The sequence below is a fragment of the Caballeronia sp. HLA56 genome, from assembly GCF_054655155.1.
The window spans coordinates 30,480-52,230 of the sequence record NZ_BAAHOB010000004.1 but is presented as its reverse complement, the minus strand read 5'-3'; the positions used below and the strand labels follow the sequence as shown (position 1 = coordinate 52,230).

The 21,751-nt window shown below is 57.6% G+C and carries 18 protein-coding genes and 1 pseudogene; 8 read left to right on the top strand and 11 right to left on the bottom strand.

Annotated features, from left to right (window positions below; translation table 11 throughout):
* Positions 1-529 precede the first annotated feature (529 nt).
* Together ppc and ACYQ47_RS16215 are read left to right on the top strand one after the other, a co-directional pair.
* Entirely contained in the window at positions 530-3,460 is a 2,931-nt protein-coding gene (gene ppc / locus ACYQ47_RS16220; RefSeq protein WP_459905973.1) for a phosphoenolpyruvate carboxylase, read from the top strand.
* Positions 3,461-3,574: 114 nt separating this feature from the next.
* Positions 3,575-3,988, top strand: coding sequence for an acyl-CoA thioesterase (locus tag ACYQ47_RS16215; protein ID WP_459905972.1), 414 nt, complete (start codon positions 3,575-3,577; stop codon positions 3,986-3,988).
* Between the two features lie 193 nt (positions 3,989-4,181).
* Here ACYQ47_RS16215 and ACYQ47_RS16210 read toward each other — a convergent pair whose 3' ends face one another.
* The 7 genes from ACYQ47_RS16210 to ACYQ47_RS16180 all read right to left on the bottom strand — a co-directional run bounded on the left by ACYQ47_RS16210 (position 4,182) and on the right by ACYQ47_RS16180 (position 9,854).
* Positions 4,182-5,279 carry an FUSC family protein gene (locus ACYQ47_RS16210; protein WP_459905971.1) on the bottom strand — a complete coding sequence of 366 codons (1,098 nt, stop codon included), beginning with the start codon at positions 5,277-5,279 and terminating at the stop codon, positions 4,182-4,184.
* Between the two features lie 539 nt (positions 5,280-5,818).
* Positions 5,819-5,935 (bottom strand): CHAD domain-containing protein, encoded by a 117-nt coding sequence (locus tag ACYQ47_RS16205; protein ID WP_459906502.1) that lies wholly within the window; start codon positions 5,933-5,935, stop codon positions 5,819-5,821.
* The gene (locus ACYQ47_RS16200; protein ID WP_459906501.1) at positions 5,890-6,255 is read right to left on the bottom strand and encodes a hypothetical protein; all 366 of its coding nucleotides are present in this window, start codon (positions 6,253-6,255) and stop codon (positions 5,890-5,892) included. Before ACYQ47_RS16200 ends, ACYQ47_RS16205 begins: the two co-directional genes overlap by 46 nt.
* Positions 6,180-6,365 (bottom strand): hypothetical protein, encoded by a 186-nt coding sequence (locus tag ACYQ47_RS16195; RefSeq protein ID WP_459906524.1) that lies wholly within the window; start codon positions 6,363-6,365, stop codon positions 6,180-6,182. The genes ACYQ47_RS16200 and ACYQ47_RS16195 overlap by 76 nt, the downstream gene beginning before the upstream one ends.
* Positions 6,366-6,470: 105 nt before the next feature.
* Positions 6,471-6,944: a hypothetical protein gene (locus ACYQ47_RS16190; RefSeq protein ID WP_459905970.1), complete on the bottom strand. Its 474-nt coding sequence runs from the start codon at positions 6,942-6,944 to the stop codon at positions 6,471-6,473.
* A gap of 1,204 nt (positions 6,945-8,148) precedes the next feature.
* The gene (locus tag ACYQ47_RS16185; RefSeq protein WP_459905969.1) at positions 8,149-9,321 is read right to left on the bottom strand and encodes an L-dopachrome tautomerase-related protein; all 1,173 of its coding nucleotides are present in this window, start codon (positions 9,319-9,321) and stop codon (positions 8,149-8,151) included.
* Entirely contained in the window at positions 9,318-9,854 is a 537-nt protein-coding gene (locus ACYQ47_RS16180; RefSeq protein ID WP_459905968.1) for a GlcG/HbpS family heme-binding protein, read from the bottom strand. Before ACYQ47_RS16180 ends, ACYQ47_RS16185 begins: the two co-directional genes overlap by 4 nt.
* A gap of 102 nt (positions 9,855-9,956) precedes the next feature.
* On the opposite strand from ACYQ47_RS16180, the gene ACYQ47_RS16175 reads away from it, so the two are divergent.
* Positions 9,957-10,856: a LysR family transcriptional regulator gene (locus ACYQ47_RS16175; RefSeq protein ID WP_459905967.1), complete on the top strand. Its 900-nt coding sequence runs from the start codon at positions 9,957-9,959 to the stop codon at positions 10,854-10,856.
* Positions 10,857-11,963: 1,107 nt separating this feature from the next.
* Here the strand turns inward: ACYQ47_RS16175 and mobF are convergent.
* From mobF to ACYQ47_RS16160, 3 genes are read right to left on the bottom strand one after another with little or no spacing between them, the layout of a single operon-like run.
* Entirely contained in the window at positions 11,964-14,912 is a 2,949-nt protein-coding gene (gene mobF / locus ACYQ47_RS16170; protein WP_459905966.1) for a MobF family relaxase, read from the bottom strand.
* Entirely contained in the window at positions 14,912-16,468 is a 1,557-nt protein-coding gene (locus ACYQ47_RS16165; protein ID WP_459905965.1) for a type IV secretion system DNA-binding domain-containing protein, read from the bottom strand. Before ACYQ47_RS16165 ends, mobF begins: the two co-directional genes overlap by 1 nt.
* Entirely contained in the window at positions 16,461-16,820 is a 360-nt protein-coding gene (locus ACYQ47_RS16160; protein ID WP_459905964.1) for a hypothetical protein, read from the bottom strand. The genes ACYQ47_RS16165 and ACYQ47_RS16160 overlap by 8 nt, the downstream gene beginning before the upstream one ends.
* Positions 16,821-17,290: 470 nt before the next feature.
* Here ACYQ47_RS16160 and ACYQ47_RS16155 point away from each other — a divergent pair, with 470 nt between their 5' ends.
* Genes ACYQ47_RS16155 through stbC form a run of 3 tightly spaced genes read left to right on the top strand, consistent with a single transcriptional unit; the run spans position 17,291 to position 18,800 of the window.
* The gene (locus tag ACYQ47_RS16155) at positions 17,291-17,701 is read left to right on the top strand and encodes a hypothetical protein (RefSeq protein WP_459905963.1); all 411 of its coding nucleotides are present in this window, start codon (positions 17,291-17,293) and stop codon (positions 17,699-17,701) included.
* An 8-nt stretch (positions 17,702-17,709) separates the two neighbouring features.
* On the top strand, positions 17,710-18,414 hold the full coding sequence (gene stbB / locus ACYQ47_RS16150; protein WP_459905962.1) for a StbB family protein: 705 nt from the start codon (positions 17,710-17,712) through the stop codon (positions 18,412-18,414).
* On the top strand, positions 18,414-18,800 hold the full coding sequence (gene stbC, locus ACYQ47_RS16145; protein ID WP_459905961.1) for a plasmid stabilization protein StbC: 387 nt from the start codon (positions 18,414-18,416) through the stop codon (positions 18,798-18,800). The genes stbB and stbC overlap by 1 nt, the downstream gene beginning before the upstream one ends.
* A 148-nt stretch (positions 18,801-18,948) precedes the next feature.
* Here the strand turns inward: stbC and ACYQ47_RS16140 are convergent, their stop codons facing one another.
* Positions 18,949-19,239, bottom strand: coding sequence for a TrfB-related DNA-binding protein (locus ACYQ47_RS16140; protein ID WP_459905960.1), 291 nt, complete (start codon positions 19,237-19,239; stop codon positions 18,949-18,951).
* Between the two features lie 309 nt (positions 19,240-19,548).
* Between ACYQ47_RS16140 and ACYQ47_RS16135 the strand changes: the two genes are divergently transcribed.
* Both ACYQ47_RS16135 and ACYQ47_RS16130 read left to right on the top strand, forming a co-directional pair.
* Positions 19,549-21,090 carry an IS3 family transposase gene (locus ACYQ47_RS16135; RefSeq protein WP_459905959.1) on the top strand — a complete coding sequence of 514 codons (1,542 nt, stop codon included), beginning with the start codon at positions 19,549-19,551 and terminating at the stop codon, positions 21,088-21,090.
* Between the two features lie 58 nt (positions 21,091-21,148).
* A pseudogene (locus ACYQ47_RS16130) lies at positions 21,149-21,513 on the top strand (IS66 family transposase); the annotation flags it as partial.
* Positions 21,514-21,751 lie beyond the last annotated feature (238 nt).

Genomic DNA, 21,751 nt, shown 5'->3' with positions numbered 1-21,751 from the left:
TGGTGTTTGTCCGCCAACGGTTGGCTCGTCAGTGTCAACCACCGGCATGTAGCGACCGCCATGTCTTTCGACGAGGCGATTCGAACCGCGAAGGCCCGATCGGACTTCTTGCCCAATGACATCGGTGCGGCTCCCGGCCTTCGCGCAAGATCTGCTACAAAGGTCCATAGGACTTGATGACAAACCGACGATTTCACAGCAACAAGTTGATGCGGTTCCAGCACTGCGATTCTGCGGCGATGTATCGTCGGAATTGAGAGTGCCTTGCGCGACCACCGGTGGAAATTGCTACCCGATCTAGTCTTGCAGACGTGCGTCGCCGCGACTGCTATCGGTCTGCTGAGGCGGACGGCAGCAACACGTGATTGCCATCCTCGTTGAAGATGCGCTGCTATTGCAAGGTGCGGTATTGCCGCGCCCCGTACCCATAAAGGGCTCCAACTGCTCGCTTCGTGGCGACAGCCGTTAGCCGTTAGCCGTTAGCCGTTAGCCGTTAGCCGTTAACCGTTAGCCGTTAGCCGTTAGCCGTTTGTTATCCCACGACTCGCGCCCTCGCGCGCCGATGTTTTCCTCTTTACAGGTAATCAGCATGGACACACGAGCCTCTTCCTTGCATGAGCTAACGGAACAGACCGAAGTATCATCAAGCGACCTGCGCGATGACAAGGACAGGCCGCTGGCTGAGGACATTCGCTTTCTCGGTCGGCTGCTGGGCGAAGTGTTGCGCGAGCAGGAAGGCGATACCGTGTTCGATGTGGTTGAGGCGATCCGCCAGTCTGCCGTGAAGTTTCGTCGTGAGGACAACGCTGACGCCTCGCAAGCGCTGGAAAGTAAGCTGCAGTCGCTGTCGCCCGAGCAGACCGTTTCCGTCGTGCGCGCGTTTAGCCATTTCTCACATCTGGCGAACATCGCCGAGGATCGGCACCACAACCGCAGACGCCGCGTTCATGAGCTCGCGGGGTCGATCGCACAACCCGGCACCGTTGCCTTTGCCCTCGAACGCATGCGCGACGGCACTCACGCGGCGCCCGAGCGCCTAGAGAAATTCTTTGGCGACGCGCTCATCATGCCTGTTCTGACTGCGCATCCGACCGAAGTGTCACGCAAGAGTATCCTCGATGCGCAACACGAGATCGCGCGTTTGCTCGCCGAGCGCGACCAGCCACTGACCGCAAGGGAACACGCCCGTAATGAAGAAGCGCTACGTGCGCGCGTGACGTCGCTCTGGCAAACGCGCATGCTGCGCGACACCCGCCTGAGCGTCGCCGATGAGATCGAAAATGCGTTGTCCTTTTATCGTGCGACCTTCCTTGAAGTGGTCCCCGCGCTCTATGCCGACATTGAGCGCACGCTCGCCAAACACGGTCTTTCTGTGCGTTTGCCCGCGTTCCTGCAGATGGGAAGCTGGATCGGTGGCGACCGGGACGGCAATCCGTTTGTCACCGGCGAAACACTTGATACTGCCATCACGCGTCAGGCGACGGTGATCTTCGAGCACTATCTGGAGCAGGTTCACAAACTGGGTGCGGAACTATGCGTGTCGGATCGCCTGGCCGGTTCAAGCGATGCGTTAAAAGCATTGGCGGGCGCGTCTCCAGATCAGTCGCCGCATCGCACCGACGAACCCTATCGTCGCGCGCTGATCGGCATCTATACACGGCTCGCCGCGAGTGCGCGCGTACGACTCGGCGAAGGCGTGGTCGCACTGCGCAGCGCCGGCCGGGGCGTGGCGGCTGTGCGCGCAACGCCGTATGCCGATGCCGCCGAATTTACGCGTGATTTGCATGTGCTGATCGACTCGCTCATTCAGTATCACGGCGCACCGCTCACCACGTTGCGGCTTGCGCCGCTGGCGCGGGCATCCGAAGTGTTTGGTTTTCATCTCGCGAGCATCGACTTGCGGCAAAGCTCCGACATCCACGAGGCGGTGATCGCCGAACTGCTGGCGCGCGCCGGCGTGGTGAACGATTACGCGGCGCTTTCCGAGGAAGAAAAGCGTGCGGTGCTGCTGAAGGAACTGGCGCAGCCGCGCCCGCTGCGCCCGCCATACGCTGAATATTCCGATCTTGCGAAGAGCGAACTCGGCGTGCTCGAAGCCGCGCGCGAGACGCGCCGGAAGTTCGGCGCGCGCGCCGTGCGCAACTACATCATCTCGCACACGGAAACCGTCAGCGATCTGTTGGAAGTCATGCTGCTGCAGAAGGAAACGGGCGTGCGGCCAGGCTGCCTCGGCGCCAAGGACGATCCCGCACGCGATGGCCTGATGGTGATTCCGCTTTTCGAGACCATCGCCGACTTGCGCAACGCGCCGGTCATCATGGGCGAGTTCTTCGCGCTGCCAGGCATCGACAAGCTGATCGAAAACGCGGGCAACGAGCAGGAAGTCATGCTCGGCTACTCCGACAGCAACAAGGACGGCGGTTTCCTCACGTCGAACTGGGAGTTGTATCGCGCGGAACTGGCGCTGGTAGCGCTCTTCAAGGAACGCGGCACGACGCTGCGCTTGTTCCATGGGCGCGGCGGCACGGTCGGTCGCGGCGGCGGCCCGACCTATCAGGCGATTCTGTCGCAACCGCCCGGCACCGTCGACGGACAAATCCGTCTCACCGAACAGGGCGAAGTGATTTCGAGCAAGTTCGGCAATCCGGAAATCGGGCGGCGCAATCTCGAGACCGTGGTCGCGGCCACGCTCGAAGCCTCGCTGCTGCCGCACGAGAATTCGCCCGCGCAGCTGCCGCAGTTCGAAGAAGTGATGCAGACGCTCTCCGATTCGGCGATGGCCGCGTACCGCGCGCTCGTCTACGAGACGCCCGGCATCACTGACTATTTTTTCCTGTCCACGCCGATTCAGGAAATCTCCGAACTGAACATCGGCAGCCGGCCGGCGTCGCGCAAGCTGCAAGACCCGAAGCAGCGCAAGATCGAGGATCTGCGCGCGATTCCGTGGGGCTTTTCGTGGGGTCAATGCCGCTTGCTGCTGACCGGCTGGTACGGCTTCGGCAGCGCGGTGACGACGTATCTCGACCGCGCCGGATCGGACGAGGAACGCGCGAAGCGGCTCGCGACGCTGCGCAAGATGCACAAGACGTGGCCGTTCTTCAAGAACCTGTTGTCGAACATGGACATGGTGCTGGCGAAGACGGACCTAGCCGTGGCGTCGCGCTATGCCCAGCTTGTCACCGATGAGGGCCTCAGGAAGACCGTATTCAGTCGCATTGTCGCGGAACACCAGTGCACATCGGACATGCTCGCGCAGGTCACCGAGAAAAGGGAGCGGCTTGCAGACAACCCGCTGCTTGCGCGGTCGATCAAGAACCGCTTCCCGTATCTCGATCCGCTCAACCACTTGCAGGTTGAGCTGCTTAAGCGCCATCGCGCTGGCGACCATGACGTTCGGCTGAGACCGGGGATTCACTTGACCATCAACGGGGTTGCCGCTGGGCTGCGAAATACCGGTTAGTCAGCGCCCCTCCGCGCGCAGCCATGCGATCGGCCTGATGGAATCACGGAACGTACTTGAATACGTTTTCAAGCCTACCATCTTTCCCGTTCCACCTCCTGTTAAAGCTCACCCATGGCTAAAGAAACCACCTTTCGTGTCGAAGTGCAATTTGGCGATTGCGACCCTGCGGGCATCGTGTTTTTTCCGAACTTTTCGCGCTGGGTCGATGCTGCGTTCCATGACTACTTCCTGCAATGTGGGTTACCTCCCTGGCGAGAAATCGACGCGTTACCGGGCTGCGTAGGGGCTCCGCTTCTGGAAATTCACAGCCATTTTCATTCCTCGGCCACTTATGGTGAAACGCTCGACGTCCATACCTCCACCGAAGAGTGGCGCGGCAAAGTTCTCATTCAGCGCCATCGCATCACACGTGGCGAAACGTTGATCTGCGAATTTCGCGCGACCCGTGCGTTGTGTATCAAGCAGGCCGATGGAAAGCTCAAGGCGGTGCCGATACCTAATTTCATTCGTGCGGCGTGCGCCTAAGACCTGCGCCCACCGTTTGATGAGATGGCTCATAACCTCCGAGCGTACGAGGGATTTCGTTGGTCGTGGACCAGCTCCGCCTGTCTCTTCGCCAGCGCGCCAGGTCTCGACGGAAGTTACCCGAACAGCTTTTCGGGTTCTATCTGCACCGTCGACCGGATTCTGGGGAGATACCGACCCTGACCGGCCACCCTCACCGGGGTGCTCGGGTATCCTCATCGGTGGGCACCGCCCGCGTTATCGGGGTGACGGCGCTCACATCCTGGAAGCTGGCCAGGGCCTCCTCAACCGCCTTAAGATGATCAAGGCAGGATTGCCAGCTCGAAGGAATATAGTCCGCGTCAGGCGGTGATGGTATGCACAGCGGATCTTCCTCTGGCGCTTCTCCCCCGTCGGCGATACACACGCAACATGTTGCTGCACAAGTGATACGATCACTCAGACTGACAGGAGGTGGATCCGCGTTTTTTCGCAGCGCATTTGCAAACGCTTCCTCGAACAGAAGGGAGGACGCAAATAGGCGGATGGCTCGTCGATCATAGCGAGCCGCGATCTCTCCGACTTCATGCGCGGCGAGCCGACCTCGCACGGACCATTTCGCGGCAGATTGAGCGGAGCCAATGCCCGCGCCAAGAGCAATCAAACTTTCGTGCGCAGCTAGAAAGGTCCTAAGGGCGGCCTGTGCCTTTTTCGCATCATGACCATTCAGCGCCTCGACGCAGGCGCTGAAACTGGCAGCTAGTCTCTCGAGCAGATCTCTCGCCGCGGCATCTATCACGCGAACCGGATCTGGCGTCAGAAGAATCTGGCTAAAAATCAGGCCCACTATAGTGCCGATTGCGACGTCGATCATACGTGTGCCGCCGGCGCTCGCGGGACCAAGTGCAAGCACCAACACAGCGGAAACACCAGCCTGAATCGGTACGACCGCGGCCAGTCCGAAAGAAGCAGCGAGGACGATGGCGAAAAAAGTCGCCACGCTAATCCTGAGAAGCGGCAAGGCGTCCGGCAAGAATAGCGAGAATTCACCCACTGCAATGCCCGTAGCAACACCCAGCATTAGACCCACGGCCTGCTTGCCATGGCTAGGTAATGCTGGCGAAAGACAGACTATCGCGCTGATCGCTGCAAAGACCGGATGGGGGTGTCCAAACAGCCTGTGTGCAAGCATCCATGCGAGAACTGCGGCGATCGCCGAGGCAAGCGCATCCTGCCAGGATGACGCCCAGCGTCCAGCAAGCAGTTTCGCGACGATTTTCGGCGCGAGATTTTGGTTTTCAGCAGACATCATGTTTATGTATTTTGATGACGTGGCTTCAGTCGCGAGGTCGATTTCAATTTGCTATTTGCCCAAAAGTTCAGTGTCATATTTTCATTTACATGCCAAGGACATAGGCCCCTGCCTCCTGAAGTCGCTGCTTCCCCATTAACACATCGCTGCATGGCATGTGTGTCGGAATGTACCGGTCTGGGTTTCCGCAAACCGCCTTATGTACAAAGAACAGGAGATACCGCATAGAAGTACTCGCCGCCGGAATCGACAATGAAATCCAGCTAGTTTCCGCCGTGTTGAAGGAATCACTGGTTGGTCCGCCGACTCAGGTTCCTCTTTACCCCTTTCATGAGTTAAAGGTCAACTCGCCTATCGAAACTTGCACAGCATACGCCGCACAGTGCGCATGTGGCGCCGTTTCCGACCGTCCAGCCAATCCACTACCGGCGTGATGGGCTCCTGGGCATCGGTGTGAAACCCGTCCCGTCGCACCAGTGTTTCACTCACCACCACATCGTTGAGCTTGCCAAGCTCCTCCTGTACATCGGTCAATCTTTTTATCGTTCGCCGACAGTCAGGGTCGAGAACGGCGCAAAAAATTCCAGCAGATAACGCAGCTTCTTGCTGGCTATCCGAGCCTTGTGCAGCGAAGCGTTGTCCGTGCGGCCGTGAATGCGAGAGCCGCCCTCACCCGCTTACGCAAACTCTTCTCCGCCTGCCTGACCCGCCTTTTGGCAAAACTCGCCAGCGTTGGGCTCGTGTCTCTCACATCCAACCGGTGCTGCACATGTGTGAGGGCACGATTCAGATCTTGCTCGGCATCCGAATTGATAATCGTAATCCGACTGAGCGACTGCGCATGGTCCCGATGTTTGATTAACGTCCATCTCAGCGATTCGATCGACGATGTCGGCTCGTTCATTTCAGCCGCAGTATCGCTAAGTAGTGCAGACAATACGTCCCAGTCACGTGTTGCGGCTGCGGCATCGGCCAGAGACCTGAACTGTTCGCGTTGCGCCCTGTCGCTTTTTCTTTCCGAAGCAGCGGCAGATAAGCCCACCAGAGCGCACGTAACCGGCGCATCGCTACCTGAAGCAGATTCATGACGAGATCCGCCACCGCGATTGGAATCGCGCTCGACGAGCCGAATAGATGTCCAAGGACCGAGACACCGACAAAAGGCACTGCCGGACCATCGATTGTAAGGACCTACAACGAAGACGTCATCACATCCTGACGGACTATGTACCGTGCAATAACGAAGACCACGATGTAGCCGTCCGCCATTCCCGCGAGAAGCGCAAGCGCCAACGGGCCTTGCGCGAGCACGTGATCGCGCGACGTGCCGACCATCCCGGTGAAAAGACTGAGCGGCAATGCGTAGAGCATGACCAGGCGATTCAAAATCGCTGCCTGTTTGCCGTTGAAATCGTGGTGCCAGCCAGCCACGTGGTCGGCAGCAGTGTGACGTTGATTGGCAGAGCGCCGATGATAGTAGCGGTCATAGAGGTTCAGATCTCTAGTCGTGCAGGGGAAGTCATTGCGAATCGCTTCGGGAGTCGCACCATATGCTTCAGTACATTCCTCGCTAGGATGGCGTTCGAGATCAGCATCGGATGATCCACATCTATTCCTGAGCGACGTTTGACGCGCCGCATTTACGGACGTTGCGCCGCGATCCAATGCGTTGGGACACCGTCCGTCCTTCCATCGCCGATGATTGGTTGCGTTCGGCCTATCTAAGCTTGCCGATGTCTGACAACCTCCGACCCACATAGGTGTGCCAGGCCTATCTTCAAGATTGACGCAGTGAAATAGGTGTCCCATATGCTTGTCTATGCCGAAAACGGCGGCCGCCTATGGCTGCCCATCGAAGAAATTTATGCGCGTCAGGACCAGATTTACGGGACCGTTCTGTAACACCTTGAAACGTATTCTCGATCGATCTGATGTCACACCGGTGATTGACGCAAGGGCGTGCGGGCCATCGGCCTCGATCAATATGTCGCCGTCCGCATTGTCACGGTCCGTCACTGCACCATATCCGCATGTGAACGTCTCCGCCGCCATCGAATCAATCGTCCCAAAAGCGACGGTAAGAACGAGAATTCCAAGTGTTCGCAAGTAATGCATTCTGGTCATCCATTGCGAAGCGTGAGCGTCAAGCAGGCTGTTGTTAATCGCTAGTATCACGGAGGACAGACGTACGGCGCACGAGTCGTCGTGGTTTCGTATCGCGCTCGGTCGATCGATCGGCCTTATGCAACCCAGCCGTCGACCCGCAAATCCGATAATCTGGACGTCCTTGTCGTACCCGGCGGCCATAGATCGCCCGCGTTCACGAGCTCTGTACCCGCACTCGTAATCGAAAGAATTAACTAGAGGTACAGCTGTTCGGGCCTGCGGTGTTAGTCGCCGATCAGAGAGCTTGCTGCACGTGTTAGTTCCAATCTCCCGGCCAATCCGGACGATGGGTATGATTGTCCCTATCGCCACATCGGTATGGCCGGTGAGGACGCGGTAGAATTCTTTCGGGACTGCCGGTACAACGCAATAGCCAATAATCACCTCGGGATCATTTTCCGGCCCGACGATGGATTGTCTGCAGCGACGACGACGAGTTCGACAGGCATACGATTTTTTACTTATCGCGAACGGACATTGACCGTGGTCCCGACGAAGGCGAAGCGGCCACCGAAGCGGACATTCACATCGGACGATCCCGCATGGTCCGATGCATCAAATTACTGTTTCGAGATGGATTATGCAAGGTGGCGGGGCCGCAAAACTTTTCGTTTCCTGTTTCGCTGATTTCATGGCGCATACTTTTATATTGCATCATTGGGCTCGCAGGGGGTGCCCCGTCCATAACCCGTCGCGGTCCATATCAGTGAGGCGACCGGACAATCGGCGTTTGAGCGTTATCGATCGGCGCGCGAATCAAAAGGTAAGGCGGCACGCGGAGGTCCGTGCCGCCGTTGAAACCCGGCAGACGGTTCCACTGCCCTATCGTGCACCATACATGCGAGGACGTAGCGAAAATGCCGTCCGGCCATACGATGCGCGGATCGCGGACAATCACGTCGATGTGTCCGTCCGGATAACGCCGCAGGATAGCGTCATGTTCGCTGGCGGTCAGGTAGATGCGGTTCAGGGCATCGGTCGCGAGACCGTCCGTCATCACCTTCTCACCGTGGTCCACGACGCCTGCCGCGAGGGCTGCGTCGGTGGCATTCGGATCGGCCAGAAGACTCGTTGCTATGCTGTAGAGCCTGCGACTCGTCAACGGCGAATAATACAGCCGCGAACTGTCCGCACTGAGCGTGATGCTGTCCGCTCCGCCGACCGGAAAGGTGGGATGGGTCGGGTCGTAACGCAAAGGCCGCCCTTCGAGCACCGTGACAAATCCTCTCTCGGGCTGTGTCGAAGGATGATCGGCCAAGACCCGCCGCTGGCGTCCGGTCGCGATGTCCACGACGACCAGCGCGCCAGATGTGCCGAAAGAAGAATCCGCGACGTAGACAACACCCTTTGCGCCGTGGGTAAGATCGACGCGCAGATCGTTCATGTGACTATCGGACAGCATCACCGGTGGATGTAGCACGATGCTTGCGATCAACCGGTCGGTCTGCGGATCGACGCCGATGACCTTCGCCGCGCCCGGTCCAATTGGCTGTCCCGCCAACTTGCCGTCGTCGATCGCCCATAGCCGGCCGCGGCTGTCGGTCGTCATCCCGTGAATCGACACCAGCCGACGCTCGGGCGGAGCATCCGATGGCAGACTGAGCGCAGCATTCGGGTACGGGATCAGCTTGCCGTCGCGTAGTTCTGCCAGCGTCGCTTCGCGATGGTTATCGGCGTGCCTGGGAAACCCGACGAAGACGCGCCCGTCAGGCGTCACGGCAATTCCGGACGGCCCCGGCCCCGGAAATGCGGCCACAATCTCAAACGAGCCATCCGGTTCGGTGTCGCCGGAGACCGTCCCCGCATGAGCTGTCACGTCGAGCGCCGGCGCGAGCGAAGCGCCAGCCGCAGCGACAATAAAATCGCGGCGCTTCAATGGAATTCCCCTCTATATCTGTCGACGGCGGCCTGCGCACATTCCTCATCCTTGTCGCCGCCCGGCGCACCAGACACGCCAATACCGCCGATCACGGTGCGATCGGCCTTGCGCAGCGTTACACCTCCGGGAATAAAGATGACCTCCGGAACCGTCGCCAGAACCCCGCCGTCAAGCGGACCGGCCACCTTCGCCGCAATCAGTTCGCTGGTGGAGTCCTTGTTGAAGGCCAAACCATACGAATAAGCCGTATAGGCCTTGCGATAGGAGACCGAAAGCGACTGTAGTGGCACCGAATCGCCTTTGATGACGGCCTGTTGGTGGCCCGAGGGATCAACGACAGTCGCGGCGACCGAATAGCCGCGGCTGGCGCACACGCGCACCGCTTCGCTGGCGAGGGCCTCGGTAGTTTGCCAACGGAGCTTCTGCGTCGTGACGAGATTGGTGTCGTCGGCCTGCACCGGCGTTATTGCACATGTGAACAAAAAAACGGCGGCGACCGTGACAGTACGCGGTGTCCTGGAATGGGCCATGGAGAGTTGGGTAAATGTTGCGACGCAATAATTCTCTGACAGCATTGTTCTTGGATAAATGGTCTAATTCCGAAAACAGCTTCCGGGAAATTCTGAAAATAAATGCATGCGATCACTGAAATGGAAACGTTCGTCGAGGTGGTACGGCAAGGCGGCTTTTCTGCCGCAGCCCGTCATTTTGGACTGGCGCCATCCGTCGTAGCCGATCGTGTCGCGGGCCTTGAGAAACGGCTCGGCGTGCCGCTGCTGCTTCGTACCACGCGTAGGCAGTCGCTAACCGAAGTTGGAGAGGATTATTATCAAGACGCCACTAAAATTCTCGACGACTTGCAGAAGCTGGAAAGCAGGGTCATCGAAAGCGCGACCGCCGTGCGCGGCACACTTCGCGTCACGGCGCCGAACCCGCTAGGGCAGCGCTGGATCGCTCCGTTCATCGAGCAGTTTGCGGCCAGCTACCCCGAGATCTCGATCCATCTGACGTTGGATGACCGCTTTGCGGACATCGTCGCGCAAGGCTTCGACATCGCGATCCGGGGCGGCCCTGCCGTCGATTCAACTCTTATCGGACATCGTCTGTTCGACACCCGGCGCGTTGTCGTCGCGAGTCCGGCGTATCTAAATCGCCACGACACGCCAAGCCGACCGGAGGAGCTTTCGGCACATCGCTGCCTCGTCTTTAATACGCAATCAAATCTAAACGCCGAATGGCGTTTTGGCCGTGGCTCGTCGGCGCAAAAACTACGGGTGACAGGGGTGCTCGCGACAACTAGTTCCGCGTTACCGGTAGCCTGGGCGGTCGCAGGACTAGGTCTTGCCCAAAAATCCTGGTGGGAAGTTGCCGAATACATTGAGGCAGGGCGACTGGTGACGGTTCTCGACGCTTTCGAGCCTGAACCGGCAAGCTTTTACGCCATCCACCCGATAAGCCTCAAACAGTCGCGCAAAGTCGCACTTTTTGTTGAGGAGCTTGCCGCGTCACTTAGCGGTATTGATGGAGGTTGATTGCATCATCCGGGCACCTTTCTTTTTACCCTGCTGTCAGAGGCTGACGGAGCCACGATGTGAAGCACGTCTGTGCATTTGGCCATGAGCCCGCCAAGCCGCTGATTGGCGATGCGCCAGGAAAATAAGCACGAAAGTAGCTCATCATGGATCCAAAAGCGATCGGTGACTCGTTAGCCGAATCACCCACGCCCGATTCGGAATCACCGCCCTGTTATCCCTTTGCCCGAGCAACGGCTTTTATATGCCGTCATAGAACGCCGTGGTCTGAAAGACGATTCGGTCTGCTTGGTTATGTACAGAACAATCTACGTCGTGTAGGGGTCTTCGGCCGCCCCAAAGCACTCACCACTCGCTTGGAACCGATCGCCCAGATCCGGCTTGCTTGCCCGCTCATTGGACAGGAAAACGATAAGCGCCTTCTTGTATTCGCCCAGTCTTGGCAAGCAAAAGGAGTGGGTTGGCTACGTCCGATCTAGTCGCTCTAGCAACACTCGGAATCTTCAACAAAGTCTGGCGTCTCGAAAGCTGTTACACGTCGTCGCCTCCGGGCGAGTGCTTATAGTTTCTAGCAGGCATCAAACGAAAAATGCAAAAAAAGCAGCTGCCAAGATAACTCTCAATCTATTAACGCCAGCGTTCGGCGCCAGACACATCAACTTCGTGTTCGCAACGGATGGCGCCGGGCGACAGCCTCGGCCATAGACGACGCTCACCGTTCAGCCTCGATGCTTCGGCAGCAGTCCACGTTCCGGTCATCTCCGAGCTGTGCTCTCGTTGGTATCGCACTGATCGACGTGCAGTCTTCAATCTGGAACAAGGCCGTAACATCTCCCCGCCTCTAGACCGTTCAGAAAACACCGCATCCGCTCGACAGTCGGATGCTTGCAGACGATAAGGTCGATCCCGTACGGATTCGTGCACCACACCAAACCTTCATCTCGATCGTAGATCACGAAGTGTTGATGAGCGGTCATCGAGCGTCCCGCTAGCAACGCCTCGACCATTGACTCCGCAGAGATTGACCGCTCTCCTTCTTGTTCTCGATCAAATAATGTCATCTGTGGCTCCCGAATCGGATTTTCCGGCAACGTGCCTTGTATTTCGCTACTCACCGATCTCCATACCCCGACCGCCTTTTTCCTTTTGCTTCTGAGCGTGTTGACCATCATTCGGAGAGCGGACAGCGCTGTGTTCTCGTTCGCCATGACGCTGGAGCTGGCTTAGTTCCAGTGCGGCGGTCTTATTCGCTTCGCGCAAGACAGCAGCAGGCAGCCGTCGAACGTCGTCCGTAAAAATCTCCGCTTCGTAGCGCGCGCGAGATACGGCGACGTAGTAGACGTCTTTGGCCGTCGTCAAAGACCGCGTATCAAGGTTGATGAGGACCTTGTCACTCGTGAGCCCCTGTGCACTGTGAACCGTCGATGCGTAGGCAAGCGCCGCATACATTCCTTGCGTGGCGTCGAGCGCGATACGACGTCCCCGCGCTTCAGCGATGACTTCGCGTTCTCGAATCTCCCTCACGGTCAGACGATCGCCGTTTGCCAGATCCCGATCCTTGTCGTTGCGTGTAACTTTGATTTGATCTCCGACCGCCAGCTCAATACTCTCTGGCTTGTAGACCGATAATTGCGACGTTTGTGCGGGAGAGAAAGTGAAGGCGCCGCCGTCTCGACTACTGACGGTCAGTCGATTTCCAGGCCCTGTATCCAGCACGGTGTATTGCTCACCCCGCTTCAACCCGACCTGATAGTCGCGCTCCGGAATAATGATCGCGCCCTTCTCGTAATACTTGCTGTGACGTCGTTCGGCTTGGGTGGTGTCGAGCCGATCCAGCAAAGTGTATTCGCGACCGGTGCCCTTCAACCCTAATGCTTGCTGTATTCCCTCGTTGATCGCCTTGCGGCTCTGATTTGTGCCGGTGATGACCAGCGTTGAAATACGTTGTGCAGGCGTCAGGTCAGCGTAGGCCTTCACGATCTCACCATACCGACTCGACGAATCTTTCACCTCGCGGATGCGCTTCACATATGCGAGCGAGTCCGCAGTCTTCCCGGTCGCAGCCAGTTCAACCGCCTTCAACAGGTCCGGATCCTTTTGGCGCTGAATGGTTCGGATTTCAGTCGATTGCATACCGGCGTTCAGAAGCTGCTGAAAAGGCTTACCCGCTTCGACCGCTTTCGTCTGGGCTGTGTCCCCCAGAAAGACGACACGCGCGCCGTGCTCCTGCACAATTTTCATGGTCTCGAGCATCTGGCGGGCCGGGATCACACCTGCCTCATCGATAAACACGACCATGTTGCTGTCGAGCTTCTTGTTCTTCGCTTTCAGGAAGGACTGGAGCGTCCTCGCTTCGATCCCCTCCGATTCCAACGCCTTCTTTTGGCTGCCATAGGGCGCGAGCGCGGTGACGGTGTAGCCATGTTGCTCGAGCAATTCCTTGGCCGAGCGCGTCATGTAGCTTTTTCCCACGCCGGCGAAGCCCGGAACCGCGATGAACCGGTTCGTCGCGTCCGCGATGTGTGCCACAGCACGTGCCTGTTCGACATTCAACCCGGGTCGCTCCGCCGTGCGTGTGCGCGTCGCAAGGTAGGTCTCGATGTGCTTGGTCGTGATGCGCGGCACGATGACTGCCCGCCCTGCACGCTCGAGCGCGAGAATGTCACGCTCGCGCCGCTGGGCTATGTGCGTCGTGAACCGCGAGCCAAGACGCTCAAGTCGACCCTGCACAATGCCGGCGTCCACAAGGACACGGGCCTGAGCGCGGGATCGGCGTTCGTTCGTCAACTCAGCGATCCACTGCTTGCGCGTGAGCGCAGGACCATGCGACGTGGTCATGGCGACCGCCCCCTTTTCCAAAGATTGCTTTTCAGAAGCTTCCTTCTCAGGCGTCGGATTCATCGACCGATAGAGCGTCTCTTCCTTGATGAGGTGTCCACTGCGCCGGGCTCGATCCAAGGCCGCTCGAATGTCCGACGCAGTGAGCCGCCCGTATCCGTGTTTCAGCGCAACGGCCAGGAGTTGCTCCCCGGTTACGATAGCCTGACGCTCCGTGAGGCTCTGAATCGCAAAACGCACGGTCAGATCCGCATGGTGATCAAGCGGCTTCTCGATTTGCGGCGGACTACCAGACCGATCACCCGGGCCGTCATTGCCGACGCCCACCCACGCGCGGCTTTGAAAATCAATGCCAAGCTCCGTGGCCCGCGCCTGCCAGGCGGCCCGCACATCGTCGTGGTCGATGGCGGATTTGCGTTCGCGCGTTTGCATCGCCGCCCGATCGCGCTGCTCGGCGGAGGCACTGGTGCGATCCAGGCCCCATTCGGCCAATTTGGCATCGATCTGGTTGCGACGGACGCTGAATTCGTGGATTTGCCGCTCGCTGAAATGCGCGAGATCGAAGGTGCCGCTCGGATCGAATTTCAGATTGAAGCCCTGGAGCTTGACCGCCTTGGCCAGCTCCGCCTTATAGACATTCCCGAGATGGCTCAAGGAGTTGACGATCCCGTCGTTGACCAGCGCCCGCCACTCACCGTTCGCCCGCTGCGTCATGTTCAACACAAACGCGTGGGTGTGCAGATCCGGGTCGACTTCCCGCGAGGTCTCGTGCCGGAAAGTCGCAGCGACAAGTTTGTGGGTCTGCTCGACGCGGGTCTTGCCACTCACGGTCTGGCGCGCCGCGGTGAGCATCTCAGCCTCACGCAGCGCTGCGGCCACCGCTCGATCGTGCGCCGCGATAATCCGCTCATCGCCGTGCACGAGCGCCTGCAACGACACACCCTTGGGCGCCGAGAACGTCAGATCGTATCCGAGGCGTTCCTTGCGCGCCTCCGACGGCTTCGTGCGACGCAACTGCGTGTGCTCGTCGATCCGGCCATCCAGTAATTCGGCAAAACGCGCCTCCTCGACAGCCCCAGTTAGCCCGAGCGCCTCCGCACCCTTGCCATGCCATTGCATGGCACTGCCGTCCTTCGCGTAATAGTCATCGGCGCTGTCAGCGTAGTAGCTCACCACTTTACCCACGTTCTGGCGCTTGATCGTCGTGATATTGAGCATCAGGACGCTCCCAGGATCTCGCCGTCGGGCGACACGATGCCCGGTACGCGAGATTTGCGGGTGTAGGTGACAGACTCGGTCTTGAACTTCGCAATAGGCAAGTCCCCTGGAAAAGCGAGATACCCCTCCAGGTTCGGCAGACGCATCAGTTCGGAGGCGAGCACGACCGACTCCGGTTTGATTTCTTCATTCTGGCTGTTCGTGCCCATTCCACCAAAGGCCCGACGGCTGCGCCCGGAGCGCTGCCGCATGATCTCGTGCTGCCCGAGTGCGCGCGACATCTTCTCCGCCGTTTTTTCGCCCATCCGCCCGACACCGAGCGCGACCATCGTTCGGTGGTTCCCGAGCATCGTCTCCGCCAGGTTCTCGCCGTACACATCGACCAGTTGGGTGTACGTCTGATAGCCCGACACGACGCGCAGGCCCTTCTTCCGGCCTTTGGTCAGTGCGTCGCCTAAGGTCGGGAGGCGAGCGAGGGACTCCAGTTCATCCAGATACACCCAGAGGCGACGGTTCAAATCCGGGCTCATGCCGAGCACGCTGCTAAAAATCGTGTCGGCAAAGCACGAGATCAACGGCACGAGCGCTGCGCGCATGTTTTCGTCCCAGGTAATGAAGAGATTGCCGCCGCGTGGATCGGCAATCCAGTCGCGCAGCGAAAAGTCGCCGTGCGGCATTTCGAGGTGCGGCGGCAACTTGTTCGACAGGACAAATCGGGCACTTCCTGATGCGCGGCTATTTCCCGTGAACAGCGCCTGTGCATTAGTGCCTTGGACATACGCTTCCAACTCTTCGAGCGTTTTTCGATTGGTCCACTCAAATACTTCTTCCATCGTCGGATTTCTCGACGTCGCATAAACCTTGCGCGCAACCTCGGAGAAAAGCAGCCGACCGTAATCATTCCACTCTTCAGATTCAGCGCTGCCCGATCGTTGAATAATCGAGGCTGAATAGCGTTTAAAATCGAAATCGGCCCGAATCTCATTGAAAAATGACCATCCCTCGGATCGCGCGTCATACGGATTGAGGATCTTGTCTCCCTTTCGATGGAAGTTAGAGAGAAACTCGCCGTCTGGATCAAGCACGACCATTCGATCACCGCGCGCCAAAGCGCACACCATCATTTCTTTGAAAATGGTCGACTTTCCCGTCCCAGTTGAACCACCGATAGATACGTGCGTATTTTCAGCTTCTATTGGCATCGGCACGCCCGCAATCGTGATTTGCCGCCTTTTGCGCTCGCGTGTCTTTCGCATGAGCTCATCGGCTGTCACGACTTCCGTTCCGCGAAAGAACTTCGAGAATGCCGCGCCTTTGAAAGGTTTTTTCCCCATCTCTATTGCAACCACGATCCCAGCAATCGCAAGCAGCTCGCCAATCAGAAGTGCGCTCCACAGCGGGAACAGATGAAATGTGTTTCCGATCAGGTGTGGCATGATCTCGCGAACAGTTTGCGGTGTAAATCCATACACAAACCTAGCCGTCACAAACCACGCAAATAAAGGTACAAAAAGCATTGCCGCAATAGCCGCCTGTCGCTTCTGGATATCATCCACGATAGTGCTCCCGGGCCGGTTCCCACGAGCGAATATCAAGACGGTCCAGTTCAGCTCTCGCACTTCGTATCTTGTCGGGCGGCAAAGCCATTCTCAGCAGCATCAAAATCTCAATTAGCATGTGTGCGGTCAAGTCTGGCTCTGCGTAGGATTCATCTCGCCCCGAGTGCGACAATCTCGATAGCGTGTCTGTTAGCTCGTCAAGGCGTGACAGCAGCTCTCGTCCGCTCTCGTGCCCTTTCCCAAAAAGCGCGTATTTGATGTACTCGGAGACGTTTCCATCGTGACGCGCCGAGCGTTCCTCAAGCTCAATCTTCTGCGCATCATTGAGTCGAATGCTAATGGTTGGCATGGCTTATCTCCGGTAGGACAGGTGTAATACACAATAAGCCTTATGCGATAGCACGTTCAAGGGCCCAAGTAGGACCCCCGTTTTACACATTCGAAATTCTTTAAAAGTAAAAATTGCGCAATATCAACCACTTAGTCAATGCGAAGCATTGCGTATGGTGTATGGCCTTTAAGGGCTCAGGCGAACCACCGTTTTAAGGGCAAGTCGGAAAGGTTTACAGCTCATTTGCGCGTCCAAAATACGTCTTTTCCGATCCTTCACGCGAAGCGTGAAGGCAAACGCGCGAATGCACGCGAAGGGGACACGATGAGGCCACAAAGGGGACATTATGAGGACAGCCCGGGGACAAAGTGGGGACATTCAGGGGACTTAATGAGGACACCGCTGCATAAAAACACTTGCATCGTTTTGATGAGATGATTAGAGTGAATCCAACACCTGCTTCCAATCCAAGACCATGAGGCGTCGCGATGCCGCTGTCGCACCTCAAGCCAAAAAGTGACTCAGCCGTTGTGCGCAAGATGCTTCATGAGATTGAGACTGCTCTGTCTTTCGGTATATCACGCGAGTCGATTTGGAAGACGCTATGCAAGGAACAAAACCTTAAACTGACTTTCGAGGGCTTTAAAAAAGCACTGATGCGCGCGCGCCAATCGAGAAATGGCTCGATCGAAGCGTCGAGTCGTTTTGAGAAAGTCGGATCTCATTCTGCGCAGTCAGCGCTGGAGACGGATAGTGGTAAAGAATTAAGCTCCGCGACTGACGGTAACACCGATTTCATCCTGCGTGATACGCCAAAACATAATCGAATCAGGACGACGGGCGATTTCTCCAAGGTTCACCGAATGAATTTCAACGAGTTTGACGAAAAATTTAAGTGAGGTTCGCGATGAAGATTGCTGTCTTGAACTACAGCGGGAGCGTGGGAAAAACCGTCGCGGCGCATTATATGCTGAAACCACGTATGCCGAATGCGGCGTTCTTTTCAGTCGAAACGATCAATCAATCGGCAAGCGACCTTGGCGCGGACCAAGTTTCACAATTGCAAGGCAAGAAATTCGGCGAACTGCTGGAGGCGCTGGTTTTGGAAGATGACGCGATCATCGATGTGGGCGCGTCAAACATTGAACCGTTTTTCGAAGCCATGTCGCGATTCTCTGATGCTGAGCAAGAGTATGATCTTTACATCGTACCGGTGACACCCGATCAGAAAGCCTGGCAGGAGAGTCTGAAAACGGTCGAAGCGCTCGCCAGTATTGGCGTTCATTCGAACAAAATCCGCTTGCTTCCAAATCGCATTGCGTCAGCACCTACTGACGAAATCCCCGCTGTGTTCAATTACGTGAAGAAGACGAAGAAGGCGTGGATCGATCAAACGGCTTATTTGTTTGAAAGCGATATCTATGGCTATCTGGCAGCCAAGCGCATCGGCTTCGACCAGTTAATCGACGATGGGCAGGACTATCGGGCGCTGGCGAAGTCGGAAACGGACCCGGACAAGGCGCGAGATTTCGCTCGCATGTACCGATGGAAGAAGCTGGCGATCCCCGTTCGCAACAATCTGAATGACGCCTTCTCGGCGCTGGTGTCTTGATGGAACCACCACCGACCAAGGAAGAGATCCTGCTCGAATGGTTCCTGGGTGACTCGAAGGAGATCACCGCCGACTTAAAGGCGGCGATGGTCGAGGCTCAGGGCGTACGGGTGGGTGTCGATTCGGCGGGACGCGCACTGGACGCAACCGTGCAGGCTGCCACGCGGGAATTAGTCTCGGCGCATCGCGAACTGGCGCAGGTGATTCGTGACACTCGCGCGGGTAACGCGGAGATGACCCAAGGCGTTCTGGCGTCTGCCCATCGTGCCACGATCGCCGGCATCCGCCAGTCGATTCCAACGCTGATGGTCTGGAGCGGCATCAGCGCCGTCATCGGCGCGACCATTGGTGCAGGCCTGGCGATGATGGCCGCACGATGGCTTTGAGGAGCGCTGTGGTCGAGAAAGATACAGATACCCGCTACGCCGATGCGATGCGTAACGCAACGAGCTAATCACGCTGCAACCCACGTTGAACCCAAGCCCATGCCGCAGAGATTCACGTCACTCGACTGATTGCCGATGTCCTTCTCGGTTAGGTCGTTGACTTCGCGCGCGCGAGCGCCTCGTCGGCCATCTGGCGAACTTGTGCGGCCAACTCGGGCGGAAGCCACACTTCAACCTGCTCCCAGTCGAGGGGAATGTCGCGGGATGCGGCGAGCACCGTTTTCACAAGGATGTTGATACGCTGCTTGGTCAAACCCGATTCATTTGCGGCGTCAACCTGCGAGATGCCGTCTACGAGCACGCGCCGCACAATCTCGACATTGCCGACGGTCATACGCTTGAGACGCGGCATGAGCGACTTGAAGTCTCTTGCGGTCATCCTTACTCCTGCCATGTCGTGCCCCTGCTCCAAGTGTTGACGTGGGGCCTTATTATCGGTTCGTGGTCAATATCGGTCAATATTTTGTATTCACGCCGAACGGCACGCCCGCGATTGCAGCGTGCCGCTTCAGTTGGTTTTTGCTTCGGTTGGTTTCTGCTTCAGTGATGGTGGATCTTCTGGACAATCTGGGGATGCGGCAGGGTGGCGACGCCACGAAAGCGCCAGTATCGGGAGCCCTGTTGATTTGCACCGTAAACTGACCCACTTGGGGTGCGGACAAAAACTTGGACTACCTGGAGGTAGTTCATGTTCTCATACGAAGATCGCATTCGAGCGGTTCGACTTTACTTGAAGCTGGGCAAGCGCATCGGAGCTACCATTCGGCAGTTGGGCTATCCGACCAAGAACTCTCTTAAAGCCTGGCATCGCGAGTACGAGCAGTGCCACGATCTGCGGGCGGGCTATGTCCGTTCGAGGCCGAGGTATTCTGATGAGCAGAAGACGATTGCCGTCGATCATTATTTGAGTCATGGCCGCTGTGCTGCCGCCACTTTGAGGGCTTTGGGTTATCCGAGTCGCGAGACGCTTGCGACCTGGATCGAAGAATTGTGTCCGGAAATCAGCAAACGTATCGTTGGCCGAGCCGTTGGAAGCCTTCCAAAATCACAAAAGATGAAGCAGGCGGCAGTCATTGAACTGTGCACCAGAGAGCAAAGCGCTCGCGTGGTGGCCGAGAAAGCCGGTGTCAGCCGGCCAACGCTGTATAACTGGAAGAATCAGCTACTCGGTCGAGAGGTTCCAGCATCTATGAAACGCAAGAGGAAGCCAGCATCGAACAATGAGCGTGCGGAACTGGAACAACAGGTCGAATCGCTTCGACGCGACATCCGACAGCTGCAGCTTGAGCACGATATTCTGAAGAAGGCGAACGAACTGATAAAAAAAGGGATGGGCATCAACCCGCAACTCCTGAGCAACCGGGAGAAGACAATGCTGATTGATGCCCTAAAGCAAAGCTATGCGTTGCCAGAGTTGCTAGCCGCTTTGGGTCTTGCCCGTAGCTCTTACTTCTATCACCGTGCACGGCTGTCGGTTGCTGATAGGCATGCTGACGCGCGGCGCGTCATCGCGGACATCTTCGAAAATAATCACCGTTGCTACGGTTATCGGCGGATTCGCGCGGCATTGATCAGGCAACAGGTCTTCATTTCGGAGAAGGTCGTGCGTCGCTTGATGCGACAGGAAGGTCTGGCCGCCGCCACGACGAGGCGACGTCGCTACGGCTCCTATCGTGGAGAAATTAGTCCCGCGCCGGAGAACATCATCAATCGTGACTTCTACGCAGCTGCTCCTAATCAGAAATGGCTCACGGACCTTACCGGGTTTCAACTCCCGGCCGGCAAAGTGTATCTGTCGCCGGTTATCGACTGCTTCGATGGTCTTGTTGTGAGCTGGTCAATTGGTACGCGGCCGGACGCCGAGCTCGTCAATACCATGCTGGATTCGGCGATCGAATCAGTAGCCGGCTGCAAGGTGCGACCTGTAGTCCACTCGGATCGTGGTGCGCACTATCGCTGGCCAGGATGGCTCTCGCGTATGCAGGCTGGCAGACTGACTCGTTCGATGTCGCGCAAAGGATGTTCGCCGGACAATGCAGCCTGCGAAGGTTTCTTCGGGCGACTGAAGACGGAATTGTTCTATCCTCGTGATTGGCGGGCTACGACCATCGATCAATTCATCGAGATCGTTGACTCGTACATCCGCTGGTACAACGCAAAACGGATCAAGGTCTCGCTCGGCTTCCTCAGCCCCATCGAATACCGGCAGAGTCTTGGAATCGCGGCATAAATCAGTCCAAGAATTTAGCCGCACCCCCTTCTGGGGAAATTACGGGCGGCATTGACACAAGTATCAGTTCGGGATGCCACTGTATCGCCAGGCCGGTCTGCTACGTCGCTTCGGCGGCGACATCTCGTCGAACACGATTGCTGCGAGCATGGTCCGTGTGGGTCTCGGAACGCAACCCGTGATCAACCTGATGCGCGATACGTTGCTCGATGCCGAGCTGATCTACTGCGACGAGACGACACTCCAGGTGTTGAAGGAAAGGGCCGTCGACCGCAAACGAAGAGTTATATCTGGGCGCAGATGACCGATTCGGGCGTGCCCATCCGATGCTTCACCTATACACCGGGGCGTGGCACCAGGCTGGCCGACAAGCTGTTCACCGGGATCCGCGAGGGCGCGGTCATGATGACCGATGTATATGAGCACCTCCCGTTTGCACAAGCATCGGTATTCAGATTCGACAGAATGGGTCGCAGATGTATATCCGGGCTTGTTGCAGCCGGTCGAACCGCTGCGGCCCCCTATGAAATCCGCTGACTCACACCTCACTGGCTACTCGAGCTTAACGCTCAGTCGGTCATTCAGGTTTCGCGAGTCCCGGTCCAACCTGTCTTGTCATCACACTCGATCGCTGCGCAACCGTTCAACGTTCATCTTCGAT

Excerpts from the sequence above, each read along its gene's own strand:
- ACYQ47_RS16215 (WP_459905972.1), top strand. The coding sequence starts at position 3,575 with ATGGCTAAAGAAACCACCTTTCGTGTCGAAGTGCAATTTGGCGATTGC.
- ACYQ47_RS16195 (WP_459906524.1), bottom strand. The coding sequence starts at position 6,365 with ATGAATCTGCTTCAGGTAGCGATGCGCCGGTTACGTGCGCTCTGGTGG.
- ACYQ47_RS16155 (WP_459905963.1), top strand. The coding sequence starts at position 17,291 with ATGCCGCTGTCGCACCTCAAGCCAAAAAGTGACTCAGCCGTTGTGCGC.
- ACYQ47_RS16210 (WP_459905971.1), bottom strand. The coding sequence starts at position 5,279 with ATGATGTCTGCTGAAAACCAAAATCTCGCGCCGAAAATCGTCGCGAAA.
- stbB (WP_459905962.1), top strand. The coding sequence starts at position 17,710 with ATGAAGATTGCTGTCTTGAACTACAGCGGGAGCGTGGGAAAAACCGTC.
- mobF (WP_459905966.1), bottom strand. The coding sequence starts at position 14,912 with ATGCTCAATATCACGACGATCAAGCGCCAGAACGTGGGTAAAGTGGTG.
- ACYQ47_RS16135 (WP_459905959.1), top strand. The coding sequence starts at position 19,549 with ATGTTCTCATACGAAGATCGCATTCGAGCGGTTCGACTTTACTTGAAG.
- stbC (WP_459905961.1), top strand. The coding sequence starts at position 18,414 with ATGGAACCACCACCGACCAAGGAAGAGATCCTGCTCGAATGGTTCCTG.
- ACYQ47_RS16160 (WP_459905964.1), bottom strand. The coding sequence starts at position 16,820 with ATGCCAACCATTAGCATTCGACTCAATGATGCGCAGAAGATTGAGCTT.
- ACYQ47_RS16175 (WP_459905967.1), top strand. The coding sequence starts at position 9,957 with ATGCATGCGATCACTGAAATGGAAACGTTCGTCGAGGTGGTACGGCAA.
- ACYQ47_RS16140 (WP_459905960.1), bottom strand. The coding sequence starts at position 19,239 with ATGACCGCAAGAGACTTCAAGTCGCTCATGCCGCGTCTCAAGCGTATG.
- ACYQ47_RS16180 (WP_459905968.1), bottom strand. The coding sequence starts at position 9,854 with ATGGCCCATTCCAGGACACCGCGTACTGTCACGGTCGCCGCCGTTTTT.